Genomic DNA, 16386 nt, shown 5'->3' with positions numbered 1-16386 from the left:
TGTATTCAGCCGATAAACTCAGTCGAAAGCTGATTATATTTGGATGAAGCATTGTATATCGCAAGTAGATAACTGAGACAATGAGATTCTTGACACATTTACATAAGATTCGAAAGTCAAACTTTATTGCAAGCGCGCTGCTTGGGTTTGTGTTTGTCTTATTGATTTCTATTTCTAATAATGGATATGCTGATACTAATTCCCTGCTCGTTTCAGGTAACGCCAATTCTAAAAAGTTTCACGATACCATTTTCTTCCTTAACGATAGTAGCGATGCTCTGGGTATAGAAGACATATTGCTTGTTCCGAGCAATCAGTGGAAGAAAAACACTAGCAGTATGTTAGATCTTGGTTTTACCTCAGACACCCATTGGTTCAAATTTTCATTTACGAACACAGACAAGCTAAACCTTAAGTATGTTCTTGAATATGAGTTTTCGCAAATTGACCATATAGAAGTATACGTTTTCAACCAAACATTATCCCAGCAGCTAAATTACTTTAAAACAGGTGATCAGGAAGTATTTGATTCTAGGCCAATTAAAGTATCTACATTCGCTTTTCCACTATTAATAGAGCAGGACTCTAGCGTAACTGTATTTGCAAAGTTAACAACCAGTGGCACATTAATTGTCCCTTTGTCTATCTCTAGCGAAGATAACTTTTATCACGATAACCTCTCTTTTTATATTGTCTATGTTTTTGTGTTTAGCGCGATGTTTCTAACAGCAGTATATAATTTGTTTATTTTTGTTAGGACAAAAGAACCTGTTTTTTTAAGCTTTGCGGCGTTTGCATTGTGTATGGCATTTTTGACAACCACGCAATCTGGATTGGCTTACCAGTTTTTTTGGCCTAGCAGTGCTGTATGGTTTGATCGTATAACACCATTGGCTGCGTCACTCGCGGCCATTAGTCATCTAATATTTTCGTTTATATTTTTATCACCTCAAAACGCATTTAAACGTATTTTTATTGGTTTGATCAGCATAAGTGGACTTGTCTTAATAGCTAGTCCACTAGTACCCTATGCTATACATGTCCAAGCGGTGCTGGCATCAGGGATGTTTGTAATGACTGGTAGCTTTATATTGGCTGTCATTTTGTGGTGTCAAGGGAGCCAGCGCGCCAAGATATATGTCATAGCGGGCAGTATATTTATCATTGGTGCAGTTGTTTCTGCATCTATTCGATTTGGGATCATCCCGTTTAATTGGTTTACAGAGTTCTCTGGCACGATTGGTTCGGTGTTGACGACACTTTTTATGTCGATGGCATTAGGTGACCGTATTCGATCCGAAAAGCATAACCGAATGGAAGCACAATACCTTGCGATAGATAATTTAGAAAAGTACCAAGAGTTATTTGAAAATAGTGTTGAAGGCATTTTCTTTTTAGATATGAATAAACACTTTACAGCTGTTAACCCAGCATTCCTTAATATCTTCGGCTATGACGACCTTTCATCTTTCCCGCTTAAAAAGAACGGCGTTATCGAGGCCATGTTTGTGGATCAAAGCGTTTGTAAGCAACTTGAAATGACGCTTACAACACAAAGCATCGTTGATAACGAAGTTGAAGTGCGGCGAAAAGATGGTAGCGCGTTCTGGATATCGTTATCGGCAAGAATCATTGAAAAACGCGGATGTGAAGAGCAACGTATCGAAGGTTCAGTTATCGATATAGACAAACGTAAATCGACTGAAAAAAAGTTAAATTATTTAGCGTCCCATGATCCTTTAACCGGTGCATATAACAGAAGAGCATTTGAATTAGAAATCAATAAAATGTTAGGTGATGCTGATCTTAATGAACAAGGGTTTAGTGTCATGTATATGGATTTAGACCAATTTAAGGTGCTAAACGATACATGTGGACACTCTGCTGGAGACATACTACTACGCGAAATCACACAGATTCTGATGAGCGAATTAACAGGTAAAGGCATGTTAGCGCGACTAGGGGGAGACGAATTTGGTGTATTACTACCTCAATGTAAATGCAAACAAGCCTACGACATAGCAGAGCATCTGATTAGCGTAATAAATAACTATCGCTTTACCTTTGATAACAAAATTTATAGCTTGGGCTTGAGTATTGGATTACTTGAAATAAGCGATTCTCATCATGGTATTGAAAACATCATGAGCCTAGCAGATAGCGCTTGCTATGTCGCAAAGGATGCTGGCAGAAACCGAGTCCACGTTCATACAAATGAGAATACCCAAGTATTAGAGCGACGAACCGAAATGGTATTGGCTGTTTCCATAAATAACGCGCTTGAGAACGACTTATTTGAGCTACATTGTCAGCAAATCACTTGCGTTGACCACAAAAGAACAACAGTTGGCTATGAAGTTCTATTAAGAATGTATGATGAGAAGCATAACAAAGTGTACCCAGGTTCGTTTATACCCGCAGCTGAGCGATACCAACTCATGGCAAAAATAGACAGATGGGTAATTACAAATACATTTAAGCACCTTAGTAAACATCCAGAATTATTAAGCGACAAAGAGCATTGGGCAGTTAATTTAAGTGGACAATCGCTGGCAGACGAAAACTTTTATTCATTTGTAAGCGATTGTTTTACCAAATTTAACATAGCACATCACCATATCTGCTTCGAAATAACCGAAACAGTAGCCGTATTAAATCTGCATTCTTTGTCTGCATTGATAAAGAAACTGCAATCACAGGGTTGTAAGTTTTCATTAGATGATTTTGGTAGTGGCTTTTCTTCTTATGGTTATTTGAAACACTTACCAGTTAACTATATAAAAATAGATGGCTCTTTTATTCGCAATATAATCGAAGACGAAGTCGATACCGTGATGGTTAAATCAATTAAAGAAGTCGCTCACGCTTTAGAAATGAAAACCATTGCCGAGTTTGTTGAAAATGACGCAATCGCACAAAAATTAAATCAAATTGGCATCGATTGCATGCAAGGATATGGAATCCACAAACCTGAAAGTTTAATCTCACTTAGCAAACGCTTTTATCAATAACTCTCTTTTTTACTTGTCATAAAAACAGTCGTAAATCGTGACTCACTTGTGAGACTTTAGTTAGAAATCCTATTTATGCTAGTTATCAATTCAGTAATGTCGCTGAATATTGAAAACTTGAATAAGAAGAGGGATTTATGAAACTTAGTAAATTAGCCAGTGCGACCATTTTGTCAGCAGTATCGATAGCTAGCGCTCAAGCAGTGGACTTACAGATAAGTATTACCAACCTAACTCAAGGGAACTATTTCACACCTCGTTTAGTAGTCGCCCATACTGATGCTGCAGATGTATTTGAAGTAGGCCAGCAAGCTTCGACTGCCTTGGCATGGTTAGCTGAAGCTGGTGTAATTCAAGATGCTCAAAACGCCGCCTCAGCTGGACAGAATTTTGAAGCTGTTTTAGGGCCAGCAGATACCGACAATGGGTCAAATACCTTGGCACTTTTTTGGTGGGCTAGTCGCACCCGCTACCACTCTAACTTATGGTAGTTTTGACACTATGGATAAACCTTATCTATCGATTGCATCGATGTTAATTCCTACCAATGACGCGTTTGTCGGTCTAGACAGTATCGAAATACCAACACAACCAGGTACGTATACCTATTACTTAAATGCCTATGATGCGGGCACTGAACTGAATGACGAACTCAATAGCACGCGTACAGATATTGTCGAAGAAGGTGGCTTGGCACTTGGTGGATATGGTGTCCCAGGTGTAGCAGGTGCTGGTGCAGAACCCATTGCACCTTCAATGGGAACTGGCGGTTCGGGCGTTGCTGCAAAGGTTGGTTTTGCCGCCGACGGTTCAGCCTTAACAAACGATAACGAAGTAATTGATGGAACGGATGGTCCTGTGCATATTCACCGAAACACGCTAGGCGATACATCAAACGATGCAGGTGCCAGTGATCTTGATTCAACCGTACATAGATGGTTAAACCCTGTAGCAAAGGTCACTATCGTTGTTCCAGCATCATAATTGAGGAGAATAATATGTATTCAACTAAATTGAAAATGCTGTCTATTGTTTTGGCAGCAATATTACTATCTGCATGCGAAGGCGATGATGGCGAGATAGGCCCTCAAGGTCCTCAAGGGGAGCAAGGTCCAGCTGGAGGTGATGGTAACGATGGAGCTGATGGCCAAGACGGTGCGCCTTGGCCCATCCGGTGGTTTTGGTGCATTTAATGTAACAGTGGTCAATTTAACTCATGGTCAACCCATGGCACCTAGTGCGATTATTGTGCATGAACCTGGATATAATGCTTTTGTTTCTAGTATGCCAGCAAGTCTTGGCTTAGAGATCCTTGCTGAAGGTGGATCACCAGACATGCTAATAAGCGAAGCACAGGACAGTATTTGGTTTTTAGACGCTATATCTAGTGCTGGAATAAACGGCCCAGGTCAAACTACTCAAGTAATGTCTGTATTGGTGCCTGAGCTTGACTTAGATAATGTGCAAATTTCATTTGCTAGTATGTTGGTAGACACCAATGATGCATTTGCTGGTATCAATGCACAAGATATAAGTAACATGGAAGTTGGCCAAACAGTATCGTTTATCGCTCCTGCTTGGGATGCCGGTACTGAAGCCAATACGGAAACCGCTTCTACTATGCCTTAGTCCTGCTGCTAGTGCGGCAGGCGGTGGTGGAGCTGCTGCTGGTTTTGCACAAGCGCGCGATGATTTGATTAATGCAGTACGGATACATGCAGGGGTCGTAACCCAAGAAAATGCAGATGATCCAAGCTTGGAAGGATTATCCACATCAATTCTTGATCAAAGTGATAGATTTGATAACCCAACAGCTCGTATTGTAATTACCAGAACACGCTAAACTCCATGCTATAAAAGGTAGTTGTCTTTAAAGCAGCTACCTTTTTGTCTTTCCTATAAATATACTTGCGTGCACAGCTTTGTCTTAGCTTTTCTACCAATGCTAGACACACTCACGTTTATCTATTGATGAAATTTTCTTGGATAAAACGGGTCTTCTTATCATATTGTATTGATTTATGCATGGTTGCTATGGCTAAACCCTGACAGAATAAATACGTGCGCAATTTTTAACTGGAATGAATATAAATGAGCAAACAATATACCCATTTTGCAGCAGAAGTATCACTGTTTAGTGGTAAAACACGGGCTTACTTGCGTTATAAAGGACTGGAGTTTACAGAAGTCACACCAAGTGCAAGGGTAATTAAACAGGAGCTCTACCCCAATACTGGAATGCGTATGATCCCCGTTGTCAAAACGCCTGATGGAGAATACTTACAAGACACAACGGCAATTATAGATGCGCTTGAGGCAGAGCATACCAAAAGTTCAGTATATCCTTCGTCACCGCAGCAAAGGTTAGCTGCTTTACTATTAGAATTGTTTGCTGATGAATGGCTGTTGCTGCCTGCCATGCATTACCGATGGCATTATAAAAAGCGACATCTATGGTTCATTCTAAAGGAGTTCGGTGCAACAGCTTTCCCTAAAGCACCAGCGTTTTTAAGGCCATTTATGGCCTTTGTACCCGCCTTATATTTTGGCCGCTTATATAAACCAGTATTGGGCGTTTCTGAATATAATTACCGAGCTATTGAGCAAAGCTACCTAAGATTCTTAAGCGTTTTTGATAAACACCTAGCTTCGCATAAATTCGTTTTTGGAGGCTTACCAAGCATAGCGGATTTTGGTTTAATCGGCCCTTTATACGCCCACCTATATCGTGATCCATATTCTGGTGAAGTGATGAAGTCTGCATCACCAAGGGTTGCTAGTTGGGTTGAGGCGATGCAAGATTTAACACCACTGGATGCATCTTGGGATAGCCAAGCGTGTGTGCCTGAGTCACTGGATGAAATTTTCAATATAATGTTTACACAACAGTTCCCGGTGCTTGAGGAAACAGTGAGAAGGGTTTCTAAAAGAATTGAAGATAAACCTAATGAGAGGTTGCCTAGATTTTTAGGAAAAACAGAGTTTACGGTACTAGATACGACTGAAACACGCTATATCAATACTTATGCGCAATGGATGCTACAACGGCCTGTAAATTTCTATCAGTCGCTTGGTGATAGTGAAAAGTCCGGCGTAGACAAATGGCTAAGAAGGATAGGGGCTTATGATGCTATGCAAATTAAAATTAATCATCCAATTGAACGTCGGCGCAATAAGCTATATTGGGAGCATGCAAAAATAAAAAACGCGGTATAAACCGCGTTTTTCCGTTTCACTGTTTTTATTAAAAACGTTTAGAACCTATAGTTTACACCAACAGTCACGCGACGGTCTGTCAAACCTTGATAGCAGAATAAAGCACCTTCATTTACACAAGATTGTTCTACTTCAGATTCTGTTAAATTGATCGCTTCTACGCCAATATTTAACTGCTCATTTATATCATAAGAGACACTTGCGTTTAACTGACCTCTATCTTCTTGCACAACAGGGAAGCCCCATGGGAAGCTTGAAGTACTACCAAAGTCAGTTGAACGATACGCTTCTCTCCATGTGTAACGCATACGAGCAGAAAGACCATATTTTTCATAATACAGGGTAAAGTTATACGCGTTCTCTGATAAATCAATCAATCCTTGTATTGCTCTAACATCTATACCATCTACTCCCGTTGTTGAAGCAAATACTGCATCTGCTCTACTGGTAGCACTGTTTTCAGACTCACCACCAGAGAAATCTTGTTTGGTGTAGTTAGCTAATACACCAAAACCTGATGCCCAACCTAGGTCATCTTCAAATTGTGAAAGATCGTACTGTACCGCAATTTCCAAACCTTTCTGAGTAGTTTCACCGGTATCATTGATACGTGTTGAAGTAGGAACACAAACGCCCACACCACCGTCTGGACCAAATACGTTTACATCCGCAATTGGGTTGAATAAACCACCCCCTTCACACGGAGCTGTGACATCACGGAACCCAGTCACTGGATCTTCAAATGGACTCACCTCTTCATTAACAAATAAGTCACTACGTTTTTTGTAGAAGATACCGACGCTCACGACACTTGCAGGTGCAAAGTACCATTCAGCCGATAAGTCAAACGAGAGCACTTCTTCTGGCACAAGCCCTGGGTTACCAATAGCAACTGGTGGATTTGGACTCGTAGAGAAAGTAACAGAGGTAGATAAGTCATTGAAGTTTGGTCTTCTGATATCTTTACCTAAGCCCGCTCTTATAAGCACGTCATCGCTGACATCTGCAACAACATTAATACGTGGTAATAAGAAATCATAGTCACCTTTAGTAACAACTTGTGATACTAGTTGGTTACCGTCTGCATCTTGGGTAATTGAGTTACCTAAAGAGCTAACTTCGGTATCAATATATCGTGCACCAATGTTACCTCGGAATATTTCATATTCGAAATTTGCTTGCGCATAAAGTGCATTTGTTTCTTCTTCAATGTCAAAGAAACCAGCAGAACTTGAAGTAGGCTCATTTATTTGTCTTGTACCGCCAATTTCATCAATAGCGCCTTGCAGTCTATTAAGCACAGCATCTGGATTAGAAGCAACTAGCTCTGGATTAATAAGCAAGAAATCACGTACATACAGGTCACGGCCATCAGCTTCGTTAAAGTTTGTTGGGCCAGCTACCAGTAAATCTGCAAATAAACTACCACGTGGACTATCAGATAGACTCCGTAAGCCAACACTAGAACTTATTTGGTCACGAAGACTGGTTGTTTTGCTATATCGATAACCAAAATCAACTGATGTAAACATACCCTCTAAGAAATAGGTGGCGTCAATACGTAAAGCGTCTTCGCTATTTTCTGCTACGTTTTGGCCAATATTAACATCACGTAATACCACGTTAGCAGGGTCAAGTAATTGTGCGCTAGAGGGACCGAACGGTTCATCACTGGCAATACCAAAGGTTAACGCGCCGCCACTTAAATCATAAATAAACGGTGTACTATTATCGTTAGCACCACCAGCATCAAGCGGTGCATTTGGATTGATAAAGTTCAAGGTAGTATTAAAACTAGGCGTCGTCGTGTCCGAACTTGATGATGAAACTTCAGCAGTGACAGTCATATCTTCGCCTGTCCACTCTCCACCAAACCTAAAGATTTCGCTTTTTGTGATACGTGAATTGGTATCGCTTGAAAAACGAAGGTTTGGATCATCGTCGTCATTTGCTAAATCAACGGGTATCACGCCAGATAGAGCTGCCTGAATAGATCCTAGATTGGTGCCACCTAAGGATCCAAAATTCACTGTTTCAAATTGGTCAGGTACAGAAATATCACGTAAATTACTCACACCTGAAGCCTGAATACGGGAGCTTTCTTGCAAACGTTCTTGATCATTAATAACGGCATCAAAGAAAAACCGTAGATCATCATTTGGAGCGAACTCGATAGTTCCTGCAAAGTTGACTGTTTCGTATTCAAAATTATCGTAGTCTTGTACGAAGAACTGAATCGGTAAAAAATCGAAAGACTGCGCACTTGCAAATCCGCTATCTGAAGCAACAAGGTTATCGCGGTCAGCGCGAGGCCTAAATGCAGTAACATCTTGCTCAGCATAACTTGCACTTACCACTATACCCAAGCGACCAGCATCTAGTTCCCAATTATCACCAAAGGTGCCTGATACTCTAGGTGTAAATGTGCTGTCAGTTGACAAACTACTGTTTTCGCCTTGCAGACGCACCGCAGCTAAGGTGTCTGACAATTGCAATGGACGAATGGTTCTTAAGTTGATAGTACCACCCACTGAACCTTCAATTGTGCTAGCAGAAGGGGCTTTGATTACTTCTACTGCAGAAATAATAGCAGCAGACACATCTTCAAAGTTGATACCGCTTCTACCTGCGCCTGATCCTACGGTTGAAACACCGTTAATTTCTGTCCGGTTTGCATTGGTACCACGAATTTGAACACCTGTACCGACACCTGCCGTTCTAGTGATTTGTATACCAGTAACGTTTTCTAGTACTTCAGCTAAGTTTTGGTCAGGTAACTTACCAATGTCTTCTGCTTTTATTACCTCTACTAGATTATCGGACTCACGCTTCTCAGCTAACGCGCTAATTAAAGAACCTCTTATACCAGTTACTTGTACAACTTCGACTTCGTCTTCTGTAGCGGCTTGTGCTTCTTGCGCATGAGCAATAGATGTAGTTTGTACTGCAGTAGCACAGAGTATTGCTAATGCGATTTTTGACAGTTTATGTTCCATAGATATTCCCATGTGTTTTATGTTTTTATTTAAGTTTAGGCAAGTTACTGTGTGTGCTCTTGACCAAATTTTCCACCATTTATTACAATAGATTAACTTTATAGTTACAATTAAATTAACAAAGGTCAACCTTTTTGGTAATAATTAATTCCGCATAATATGATATTCTGTTATTACCAATTTAAATAAAGATATAAATGATTAGTCATTTACACCCTAAAATATCGATAAATAAACAAAAATACCTGATGAAAAGACGTGGCACTCATTTTTATAAAACGAGATGAGATTGAGTATTAGAAGCTTGTCCTATTAATAGCAGTAGTTTAGTTGCAGTTTTTCATCGGTAATATTGGTCAACCAATTTTGAGGGATAAAAAAGATAGTAAGCGACAAAGAGTATGACAGCTTGTCAACCAAGAGGGCTTGGTTTTTCTCGTCAATATAGTTGGTCATAATTGACACAGTAATTTTTTGTTCAGCTTCTATTCATTTTATATGAGTTTTAATAAGTACATTGATTTACCACGACCAAACACACTTATTAAATAGATGAGGTACAAAAATGAATAATCCATATGCAAAAGATAAATCACCGAAGCATGTTTCAATCGGGTTAACTTCTTTAAGACAAGGTAGGCAATTTATTATGGTTACGATGGCAGCATTGCTGCCAAGCGCTTCATTTGCGATAAACGCTACTGAGTCAGCAATCCAATTGCCAAGCACACCAACAGCAGAATCTGTGCAAGTAGGAATTGTAAAACACAATGGCAAACAATTAGTTTCAAAATCTAATCAGACTCTACAACAAGCTCAACAAAGTGCTCTGAACTCTCTTGGTAAAACCAAAGCAGTCCAGATAATGCAAAATACGCGAGAACAAATCATAGAACAAAGAAAGCACCAATTGGCAAACGGCGGTGAAGGCAAAGGTAATGCTAATAATACTAAAGCACTTAATAGCAGCAATTATTATGATTTCGTCATTTATGACGCTAAAAGTATATTATTTACAGATATTGATTACGATGGTTATTATCAAACCTTTAGTATCACTTTTGATGCGGATGTTAATGGATATTATAGCAATACGAAGGCCTTAGTATTTGCAGATCTATATTTGAGCAAAAATGGGGGACCTTGGGAGCTTTACTTCACAACAGATCGTTTTGAGATCACAGATGATAGAAGTGATGATGAATTTGAAGTGCTCACGACATTGGATACAGGTTTTAGTAGTGGGCACTACGAAGTACTGATTGATTTATATGAGGCAGATTATGGCACCATGGTGGCTACAATTAGTAGCGATGATACAGCCCAATTATATGCTTTGCCGCTTGAAAGCGCTGACCGTGATGTAGGTGCAGATGATCATTATCTAAACGAGGTCTACATCAATGCTGGCAGCATGTCGGGCTTTACAATAATGGCTTTATTGTTTATTACTGCATTACGCACGTTTGTATTAAATAAATTTACTTAGACTTCTTCATGCGCTGACTTTGTTCAGCGCGTTTTTCTTCTCGTTTTTCTTTTCGATCTCGCTTGTCGGGTGTGAGTGAACCTTGTTTAAATTTTTGTTTCCGCTTTGCTTTGTCAGCAAGTTTCTTAGCTGCGGCTTGGGCAACTTCTTCAAGTTCGGATTTTAGCATGTCGGGTGTTTCAAGGCTGATACGCCCTAATGTACCACTGCGCAATTCGTTTATTAACACTTCACAAATTTTGTGCAAGTTAACTCTCCCACCAGCCATTAACGCACCTCGTTTTGCAGCGGCAAGATCCAAAAATTCAATCTCTGTATTGGGGATGTCTTCTAGTTTAAATCGTTCTTTAAGTAGTTCAGGATAGGCCTTGATTAAATAGTCAGCAGCAAAAAAGCCAATATCATCATATTCCAATGCGGTGTCCTTTACCGCTCCTGATGCACCAAGGCGATAGCTAGAATGCGGATTCTCAATCTTAGGCCATAGTACGCCGGGCGTATCTAACAACATAATTTGATTGCCAATTGAAATACGTTGCTGACTTTTGGTCACCGCAGGTTCGTTACCTGTTTTGGCGATAACACGACCAGCTAAAATATTAATCAAGGTAGACTTCCCTACGTTAGGAATGCCAATAATCATTGCTTTGATTATCTTTACAGTGCCTTCTTTGTGGCCGCATGTTTTTTTTATTAAGTCTGTCAGTTGCTTAGTTTTAGCTGTATCTAGTGTTGTTGTCGTGAAGGTTTTGATCCCTCGTTGAGTTTCAAGATGCGTTTGCCATTGTAGGGTAATTTCAGGGTCGGCTAAATCTGACTTATTGAGAATTTTAATACACGGTTTATTACCCCGAATTTTGGCTATTTCAGGGTTTTCACTTGAATAAGGTATACGGGCATCCAAGACCTCAATTAGGATATCTGCCTCAGATAGTGATTCTTTTATTTCTTTAAGGGCTTTGTGCATATGCCCAGGAAACCAATGTACCGCCACTTCATTTACCTTTGTTATGTGAATTTAGCGAGTTTACATCAATTTGGACATAAATTCTGAGCAAATCGCCGACTAAACCCTTCTAGCACCCGTTTCATCTTCTTTGCATTGCTACTTGAACGCGCAAATGTAAATTTAGTGTTATGAAATTGTGTATATTTCATAAACGCTTTTTGCCATGCCTATATGGTATCAAGTAACTCTGGTTAGCAATGGAACGCGAACCTTTAGAACAGGCTAATTTAATTTAGCTAACGATGAGAAGTGTGATGAAAAATTCAAATAATAAAATACAATTAAAGCGCCTTAGCGCTTGCAGCAAGTGTCATGTTTGCGCTTACTGCATGCGGCGGGAGTAGTGATGACCCTGTAGAAATGGAGACTCCTGTTGAGCCGCCTGCCAATAGTGCACCTGTAATATCAAGTACTGCTATTACTACAGCAACCGAAGATGTTGCTTATACTTATACCATCACTGCAACTGACGCCGATACTGGCGATTCCCTTACATTTGCTGCGACAGGCTTGCCTGATTGGCTAAGCTTCGAGGCCTCTACCGGTGTGTTATCTGGAACCCCTGCTCAAGCGGATGTGGGCAATGCTGATGTGACACTTACTGTCACTGACGGAACCGATACCGTTACGCAAACATTTACAATTGTTGTAGAAGCGGCTCCATTTGTGAATACAGCGCCAGTTATTACAAGCACGGGTGTTACAAGTGCTACTGTTGATATGTCGTATTCATACACACTCACTGCAACCGATGTCGATGATGATGCACTGTCATTTTCTTCTATCACCCTTCCGTCTTGGGGCGCATTTGACACCAGTACTGGTATATTATCTGGTACGCCGGATGTAGCTGGCGATTACCCAGTAGAACTAAGTGTTTCAGATGGCACTGATTCTGTGAATGAAGCATTTACGATAACCGTAGCCGAAGCGCCGGTTAGTGTAGCCTTAACGATATTTGAAAATGCAGAGTTAGAACAATGGGCGACGTGGACTTGTTGTGGTGTTACACAAGCAAGCGTAGTGACAGATGACGCAGATAAAGACCAAGTAGTTGAATTCACTATTGACCGTGCTGATGGGCAAGGTGGGACTGTTGTTGGTTTTACCGCAAGAGATGGAGATGGTGCTGTAAATGGCATGCCATTTGACGCGTCTGCATTTACCGATACAGGTGTCTTACAGTTTGACCTTAAATTGGTCACGCAAAGTGCAGGTGGACCACAAAACTGGTTCTTAAAACTAGAGAGTAATGGTGAACTATGGCCAGTTTATTGAATTACCACTTTCAAGCTCGCAAGAGTCACATGCTGCACCGGTGCTTGACACATGGCAAACGTATACCTTTGATTTGTCGGATTTGGCTGGCTCATTAAATCAATCAGGTATCGATTTGGTTATGATATTTCCAGCGTTTTCTGCCGATAGCGATGGTACGGTATTTAGAGTAGATAATGTAAGAATACTAGAAGAGGGCGCCACGGTTGTTGAGCCACCTGTTACCGGCGGTGAACCAACTGACCTAGCGTTAACCTTATTTGATGATGCTGAGCTTGAACAGTGGGCAACGTGGACTTGTTGCGGCGTAACACAAGCATCTATTGTTGCAGACTCAGATACTGAGCAAGGTCAGGTGACTGAGTTCACAATAGACCGTGCTGATGGACAAGGTGGTACAGTCGTTGGGTATACTGCTAGAAACGGTGATGGTGCAGTTAATGGAATGCCTTTTGATGCCTCGGCGTTTACTGATACTGGCGTCTTACAGTTTGACCTTAAATTGGTTACACAAAGTTCAGGAGGCCCACAAAATTGGTTCTTGAAGATTGAAAGTAATGGTGATGGTGCGCAATTTATTGAAGTGCCTTTATCAAGCGCACAAGAAGCACACTCTGCGCCAACGCTGGATACATGGCAGACTTATACCTTTAATCTTGCTGACTTATCCGGTTCACTTGATCAATCGGCGATTGATGTTGTGATGATATTTCCTGCGTTTTCAGCAGATAGTGATGGTACGGTATTTAGAGTCGACAATGTGAAGTTCTTCCGTGATGGTGCGGTGGTCGATGATACTCCTCCAGTAACTGGTGGTGATGTTGCGACAATTGATTTTGAAACCGGTGGTGCCGGCGCTGATTATACTTGGTTGGTGTTTGAAAATGGTACAAACCCCGCACTTGAAATTATCGCAAACCCAAACCCAGATGCGGTTAATGGCTCAGCGACCGTTGCACGTTTTACTGCGGAATTAGCGGGTCAACCTTTTGCGGGAACAGAAACAACATCTGTACCTAATTTCACATTAGACAATTCAAATAAAATCGTCCGCATTGCAGTTTATAAAACGGTAATTAGTGATGTAGGTATAAAGTTCTCGGTAGGCGCTGCTGCGCTTGAAGAAAAGAAAGTGGCAAATACCTTAGTAAATCAATGGGAAGTACTTACCTTTGATTTTACTGATTACATTGGTAATGCCGCGACTACGGGCATCACTAACGTGATTGTTTTCCCAGACTTTAACGCAAGAACCCAAGATAATGTTGTTTTGTTTGATAACTTAACCTTTAGTGAAAATTAAACGTTTAGTTGCATGTTGATAAAAACCCCAGCGATAAGTCTGGGGTTTTTTATTATTAATAGTTTCTATTAGGATGAGCGTTATTGGGGTGCGGGCATATCAAAGTACAAGCTTATTTCACGGCCTTTTCGTAACACACTAAACTCAAGAGTTTGTGCGGTTTGTATCTCTCGTTTTATTTGTTGAAGCTCGATATTCACAGTGACGCTTCTATTATTAATTGCGGTAAGCACATCATCTTTCATAAACCCAATGTCTTTGTAAAGCTCTGGATTTAGGCCCGGATTGACCAACTGACCGCCGCCAATGAAATCTGTAGGGACAATTTGTAAAATATGTTCAAGTATCTTCGGTGCATTGCCTATCTCACTTGGCGACATGACTAAATATGATTCGTAAGTTGGAGGCCTATTGGCATCCAATAAATTTGGAGGAGTCAATTCAATATTATGAAAGGAGTCTTCAATTTCTAATTGCATGCTATCAGCTTGAATACCTACAAGCGTAACTTGTGTGCCAAAAATCTTATCGCCAAGACCATATTTAGCTAATAAGTCTTTGTATTCTATCATTGCAACTGGCCTGCCTGAACGCTCATCACCATCGCGACCAGAACCTAATAAAATAAAATCAGCAGGATCAAGTTGCTCGACTTCTTCTATCGATGCAGGGATGTTGCTGTTCGATAATTCTTGCTCAAGTACAAATGACTTTTTATTGCTATTAAATATGTCAATTGGGGCAGCGTTTTCATCATTACCTTGCTGTGAGTAACCAGCAATTCTTGATACAATCACGTTGTCTTCTTGATTCACCAAATTAAACAGCAAATAGGCAATGGCGCCTGCTATCACTATCAGTAAAATGACGAAATTTTTTGACCTCATATCCCCCCCATTGAGCGCAAAACTATGGCTCTATTGCCTAAATACTAAAGCATAAATGATAATAATAAACTAGTTATTTCCCTGTAGGCATAATACCTAATTTAACCTTACCGATATCGTAAATGATATGATCTGTACTCTACAATGCATGCTGTAAAAAAATACTTTTTCGCATTTTGTACATCGTTGGCTCGCTTACTCCCATTAGCGTAGAGGCAAGCGTAATATTTTTTTATATCTACTTAAGATTGCACTTGCAACTACTTCACGAATATCGCGATGGATTGAATCAAGCATCACTTCCCCATGAATGAGTATATCAATATGCGCGCATAGCTTAGACCAAGACGGGCATTTTGTTATAACAATAAGGCCTTGTGGTTTTTTTGTAAGCGCCTTCGTGTAGTGCTCACAGGTAAACCTAGTAAAGTAGCAGTTTGGCTTACTGACGAGCTTATGTTGTGCGCCTTCCTAAGTAGCACATCTTCAATAATGTTCCCAAGGGCAAGGGTAGTATTTTGCTTTGATTCCAATTCACTTAATAGGCTCTGTACAAAAGAATAGAATCTTGACTTCCAAAAGTGACTGACATTAGAGGATGGCACCTGTTTATCCATGTGCTCACTACAATTTGCACTGTTTCGTGTATTTGAAGTTTGTGACAAAGTATAGTGTTCTAATAATTGATTTCCTTCAACCAAGGTAATCATGCTGACTAAAAGTCTCAAGGTTTCTCGATAAAAAGGAAGATTCTGCCTTAGTTGGGGACTTTGATTTTTGCTTAAATAAGCATTTAAAAACGCGGTCGTACCCCGACTACTAAATAACTCTATTTCAGACAATAATATGCCAAACTGATTTTGCGTCGCATTTTCCTTTATTTGTTCTTTTTTAAACTGTAATTGAATGTTGCTTAACTCGATATGTGCGTAATACTCACTGGCTATTGTAATCGTGAATTGATAGTCTTTGTAATTAATTTCATAGGGCGAGTAAAAAACCTCTTCGCTTAGTCGATGATGTTCAAAGCTTTCTGTAATAGGCCCAGTTTGATGGTGTTTAGTAACCCCATTTTGGTGAAAAGTAAAGCGCGCAATGTCTGAGGATGCGGCATCTTTGACCAAAAAAAGAAGATGATTTAGTGAGTCCGTGCTCAGGCGCATTACATTAATTTACCGACAAACATTGCTTTATTTG

General features: G+C 40.3%; 14 protein-coding genes. 10 read left to right on the top strand and 4 right to left on the bottom strand.

Annotated elements, in window-relative coordinates:
- Positions 1-89: 89 nt before the first annotated feature.
- The 7 genes from ACZ1G6_RS13795 to ACZ1G6_RS13765 all read left to right on the top strand — a co-directional run bounded on the left by ACZ1G6_RS13795 (position 90) and on the right by ACZ1G6_RS13765 (position 6227).
- Entirely contained in the window at positions 90-3011 is a 2922-nt protein-coding gene (locus ACZ1G6_RS13795; RefSeq protein WP_472616809.1) for an EAL domain-containing protein, read from the top strand.
- 137 nt (positions 3012-3148) lie between these two features.
- Positions 3149-3502, top strand: coding sequence for a spondin domain-containing protein (locus tag ACZ1G6_RS13790; RefSeq protein WP_472616808.1), 354 nt, complete (start codon positions 3149-3151; stop codon positions 3500-3502).
- Positions 3503-3512: 10 nt separating this feature from the next.
- Positions 3513-3995 carry a spondin domain-containing protein gene (locus ACZ1G6_RS13785; RefSeq protein WP_472616807.1) on the top strand — a complete coding sequence of 161 codons (483 nt, stop codon included), beginning with the start codon at positions 3513-3515 and terminating at the stop codon, positions 3993-3995.
- Positions 3996-4009: 14 nt separating this feature from the next.
- Positions 4010-4204: a hypothetical protein gene (locus tag ACZ1G6_RS13780; RefSeq protein WP_472616806.1), complete on the top strand. Its 195-nt coding sequence runs from the start codon at positions 4010-4012 to the stop codon at positions 4202-4204.
- Positions 4155-4640 carry a spondin domain-containing protein gene (locus tag ACZ1G6_RS13775; RefSeq protein ID WP_472616805.1) on the top strand — a complete coding sequence of 162 codons (486 nt, stop codon included), beginning with the start codon at positions 4155-4157 and terminating at the stop codon, positions 4638-4640. Before ACZ1G6_RS13780 ends, ACZ1G6_RS13775 begins: the two co-directional genes overlap by 50 nt.
- Positions 4594-4854: a hypothetical protein gene (locus tag ACZ1G6_RS13770; protein WP_472616804.1), complete on the top strand. Its 261-nt coding sequence runs from the start codon at positions 4594-4596 to the stop codon at positions 4852-4854. The genes ACZ1G6_RS13775 and ACZ1G6_RS13770 overlap by 47 nt, the downstream gene beginning before the upstream one ends.
- 248 nt (positions 4855-5102) lie before the next feature.
- Positions 5103-6227, top strand: coding sequence for a glutathione S-transferase family protein (locus tag ACZ1G6_RS13765; RefSeq protein ID WP_472616802.1), 1125 nt, complete (start codon positions 5103-5105; stop codon positions 6225-6227).
- Positions 6228-6265: 38 nt separating this feature from the next.
- Here the strand turns inward: ACZ1G6_RS13765 and ACZ1G6_RS13760 are convergent, their stop codons facing one another.
- Positions 6266-9223, bottom strand: a complete 2958-nt coding sequence (locus ACZ1G6_RS13760) for a TonB-dependent receptor (RefSeq protein WP_472616801.1) — start codon at positions 9221-9223, stop codon at positions 6266-6268.
- Positions 9224-9788: 565 nt separating this feature from the next.
- Between ACZ1G6_RS13760 and ACZ1G6_RS13755 the strand changes: the two genes are divergently transcribed.
- Positions 9789-10712 carry a choice-of-anchor H family protein gene (locus tag ACZ1G6_RS13755; protein WP_472616800.1) on the top strand — a complete coding sequence of 308 codons (924 nt, stop codon included), beginning with the start codon at positions 9789-9791 and terminating at the stop codon, positions 10710-10712.
- Here the strand turns inward: ACZ1G6_RS13755 and ylqF are convergent.
- Positions 10705-11706: a ribosome biogenesis GTPase YlqF gene (ylqF, locus tag ACZ1G6_RS13750; RefSeq protein WP_472616799.1), complete on the bottom strand. Its 1002-nt coding sequence runs from the start codon at positions 11704-11706 to the stop codon at positions 10705-10707. The genes ACZ1G6_RS13755 and ylqF overlap by 8 nt on opposite strands.
- Positions 11707-12033: 327 nt before the next feature.
- On the opposite strand from ylqF, the gene ACZ1G6_RS13745 reads away from it, so the two are divergent.
- Both ACZ1G6_RS13745 and ACZ1G6_RS13740 read left to right on the top strand, forming a co-directional pair.
- Positions 12034-12999, top strand: coding sequence for a putative Ig domain-containing protein (locus ACZ1G6_RS13745; protein ID WP_472616798.1), 966 nt, complete (start codon positions 12034-12036; stop codon positions 12997-12999).
- Positions 12977-14302, top strand: a complete 1326-nt coding sequence (locus ACZ1G6_RS13740; RefSeq protein ID WP_472616797.1) for a hypothetical protein — start codon at positions 12977-12979, stop codon at positions 14300-14302. Before ACZ1G6_RS13745 ends, ACZ1G6_RS13740 begins: the two co-directional genes overlap by 23 nt.
- An 80-nt stretch (positions 14303-14382) precedes the next feature.
- Here the strand turns inward: ACZ1G6_RS13740 and ACZ1G6_RS13735 are convergent, their stop codons facing one another.
- On the bottom strand, positions 14383-15189 hold the full coding sequence (locus ACZ1G6_RS13735) for a hypothetical protein (protein WP_472616796.1): 807 nt from the start codon (positions 15187-15189) through the stop codon (positions 14383-14385).
- 359 nt (positions 15190-15548) lie between these two features.
- Positions 15549-16352, bottom strand: a complete 804-nt coding sequence (locus ACZ1G6_RS13730; RefSeq protein WP_472616795.1) for a hypothetical protein — start codon at positions 16350-16352, stop codon at positions 15549-15551.
- Positions 16353-16386: the final 34 nt, after the last annotated feature.

The sequence above is a fragment of the Glaciecola sp. HA4-3 genome, from assembly GCF_055693685.1.
The sequence above is the reverse complement of the archived record's forward strand: the minus strand, read 5'-3'. Positions and strand labels throughout refer to the sequence as shown.

What these genes read in the sequence shown, in the direction of transcription:
- ACZ1G6_RS13785 (WP_472616807.1), top strand. Translation starts at nt 3,513, where the DNA reads ATGGATAAACCTTATCTATCGATTGCATCGATGTTAATTCCTACCAAT.
- ACZ1G6_RS13775 (WP_472616805.1), top strand. Translation starts at nt 4,155, where the DNA reads ATGGCCAAGACGGTGCGCCTTGGCCCATCCGGTGGTTTTGGTGCATTT.
- ACZ1G6_RS13790 (WP_472616808.1), top strand. Translation starts at nt 3,149, where the DNA reads ATGAAACTTAGTAAATTAGCCAGTGCGACCATTTTGTCAGCAGTATCG.
- ACZ1G6_RS13780 (WP_472616806.1), top strand. Translation starts at nt 4,010, where the DNA reads ATGTATTCAACTAAATTGAAAATGCTGTCTATTGTTTTGGCAGCAATA.
- ACZ1G6_RS13730 (WP_472616795.1), bottom strand. Translation starts at nt 16,352, where the DNA reads ATGCGCCTGAGCACGGACTCACTAAATCATCTTCTTTTTTTGGTCAAA.
- ACZ1G6_RS13770 (WP_472616804.1), top strand. Translation starts at nt 4,594, where the DNA reads ATGCCGGTACTGAAGCCAATACGGAAACCGCTTCTACTATGCCTTAGT.
- ACZ1G6_RS13755 (WP_472616800.1), top strand. Translation starts at nt 9,789, where the DNA reads ATGAATAATCCATATGCAAAAGATAAATCACCGAAGCATGTTTCAATC.
- ACZ1G6_RS13760 (WP_472616801.1), bottom strand. Translation starts at nt 9,223, where the DNA reads ATGGAACATAAACTGTCAAAAATCGCATTAGCAATACTCTGTGCTACT.
- ACZ1G6_RS13765 (WP_472616802.1), top strand. Translation starts at nt 5,103, where the DNA reads ATGAGCAAACAATATACCCATTTTGCAGCAGAAGTATCACTGTTTAGT.
- ACZ1G6_RS13735 (WP_472616796.1), bottom strand. Translation starts at nt 15,189, where the DNA reads ATGAGGTCAAAAAATTTCGTCATTTTACTGATAGTGATAGCAGGCGCC.
- ACZ1G6_RS13745 (WP_472616798.1), top strand. Translation starts at nt 12,034, where the DNA reads ATGTTTGCGCTTACTGCATGCGGCGGGAGTAGTGATGACCCTGTAGAA.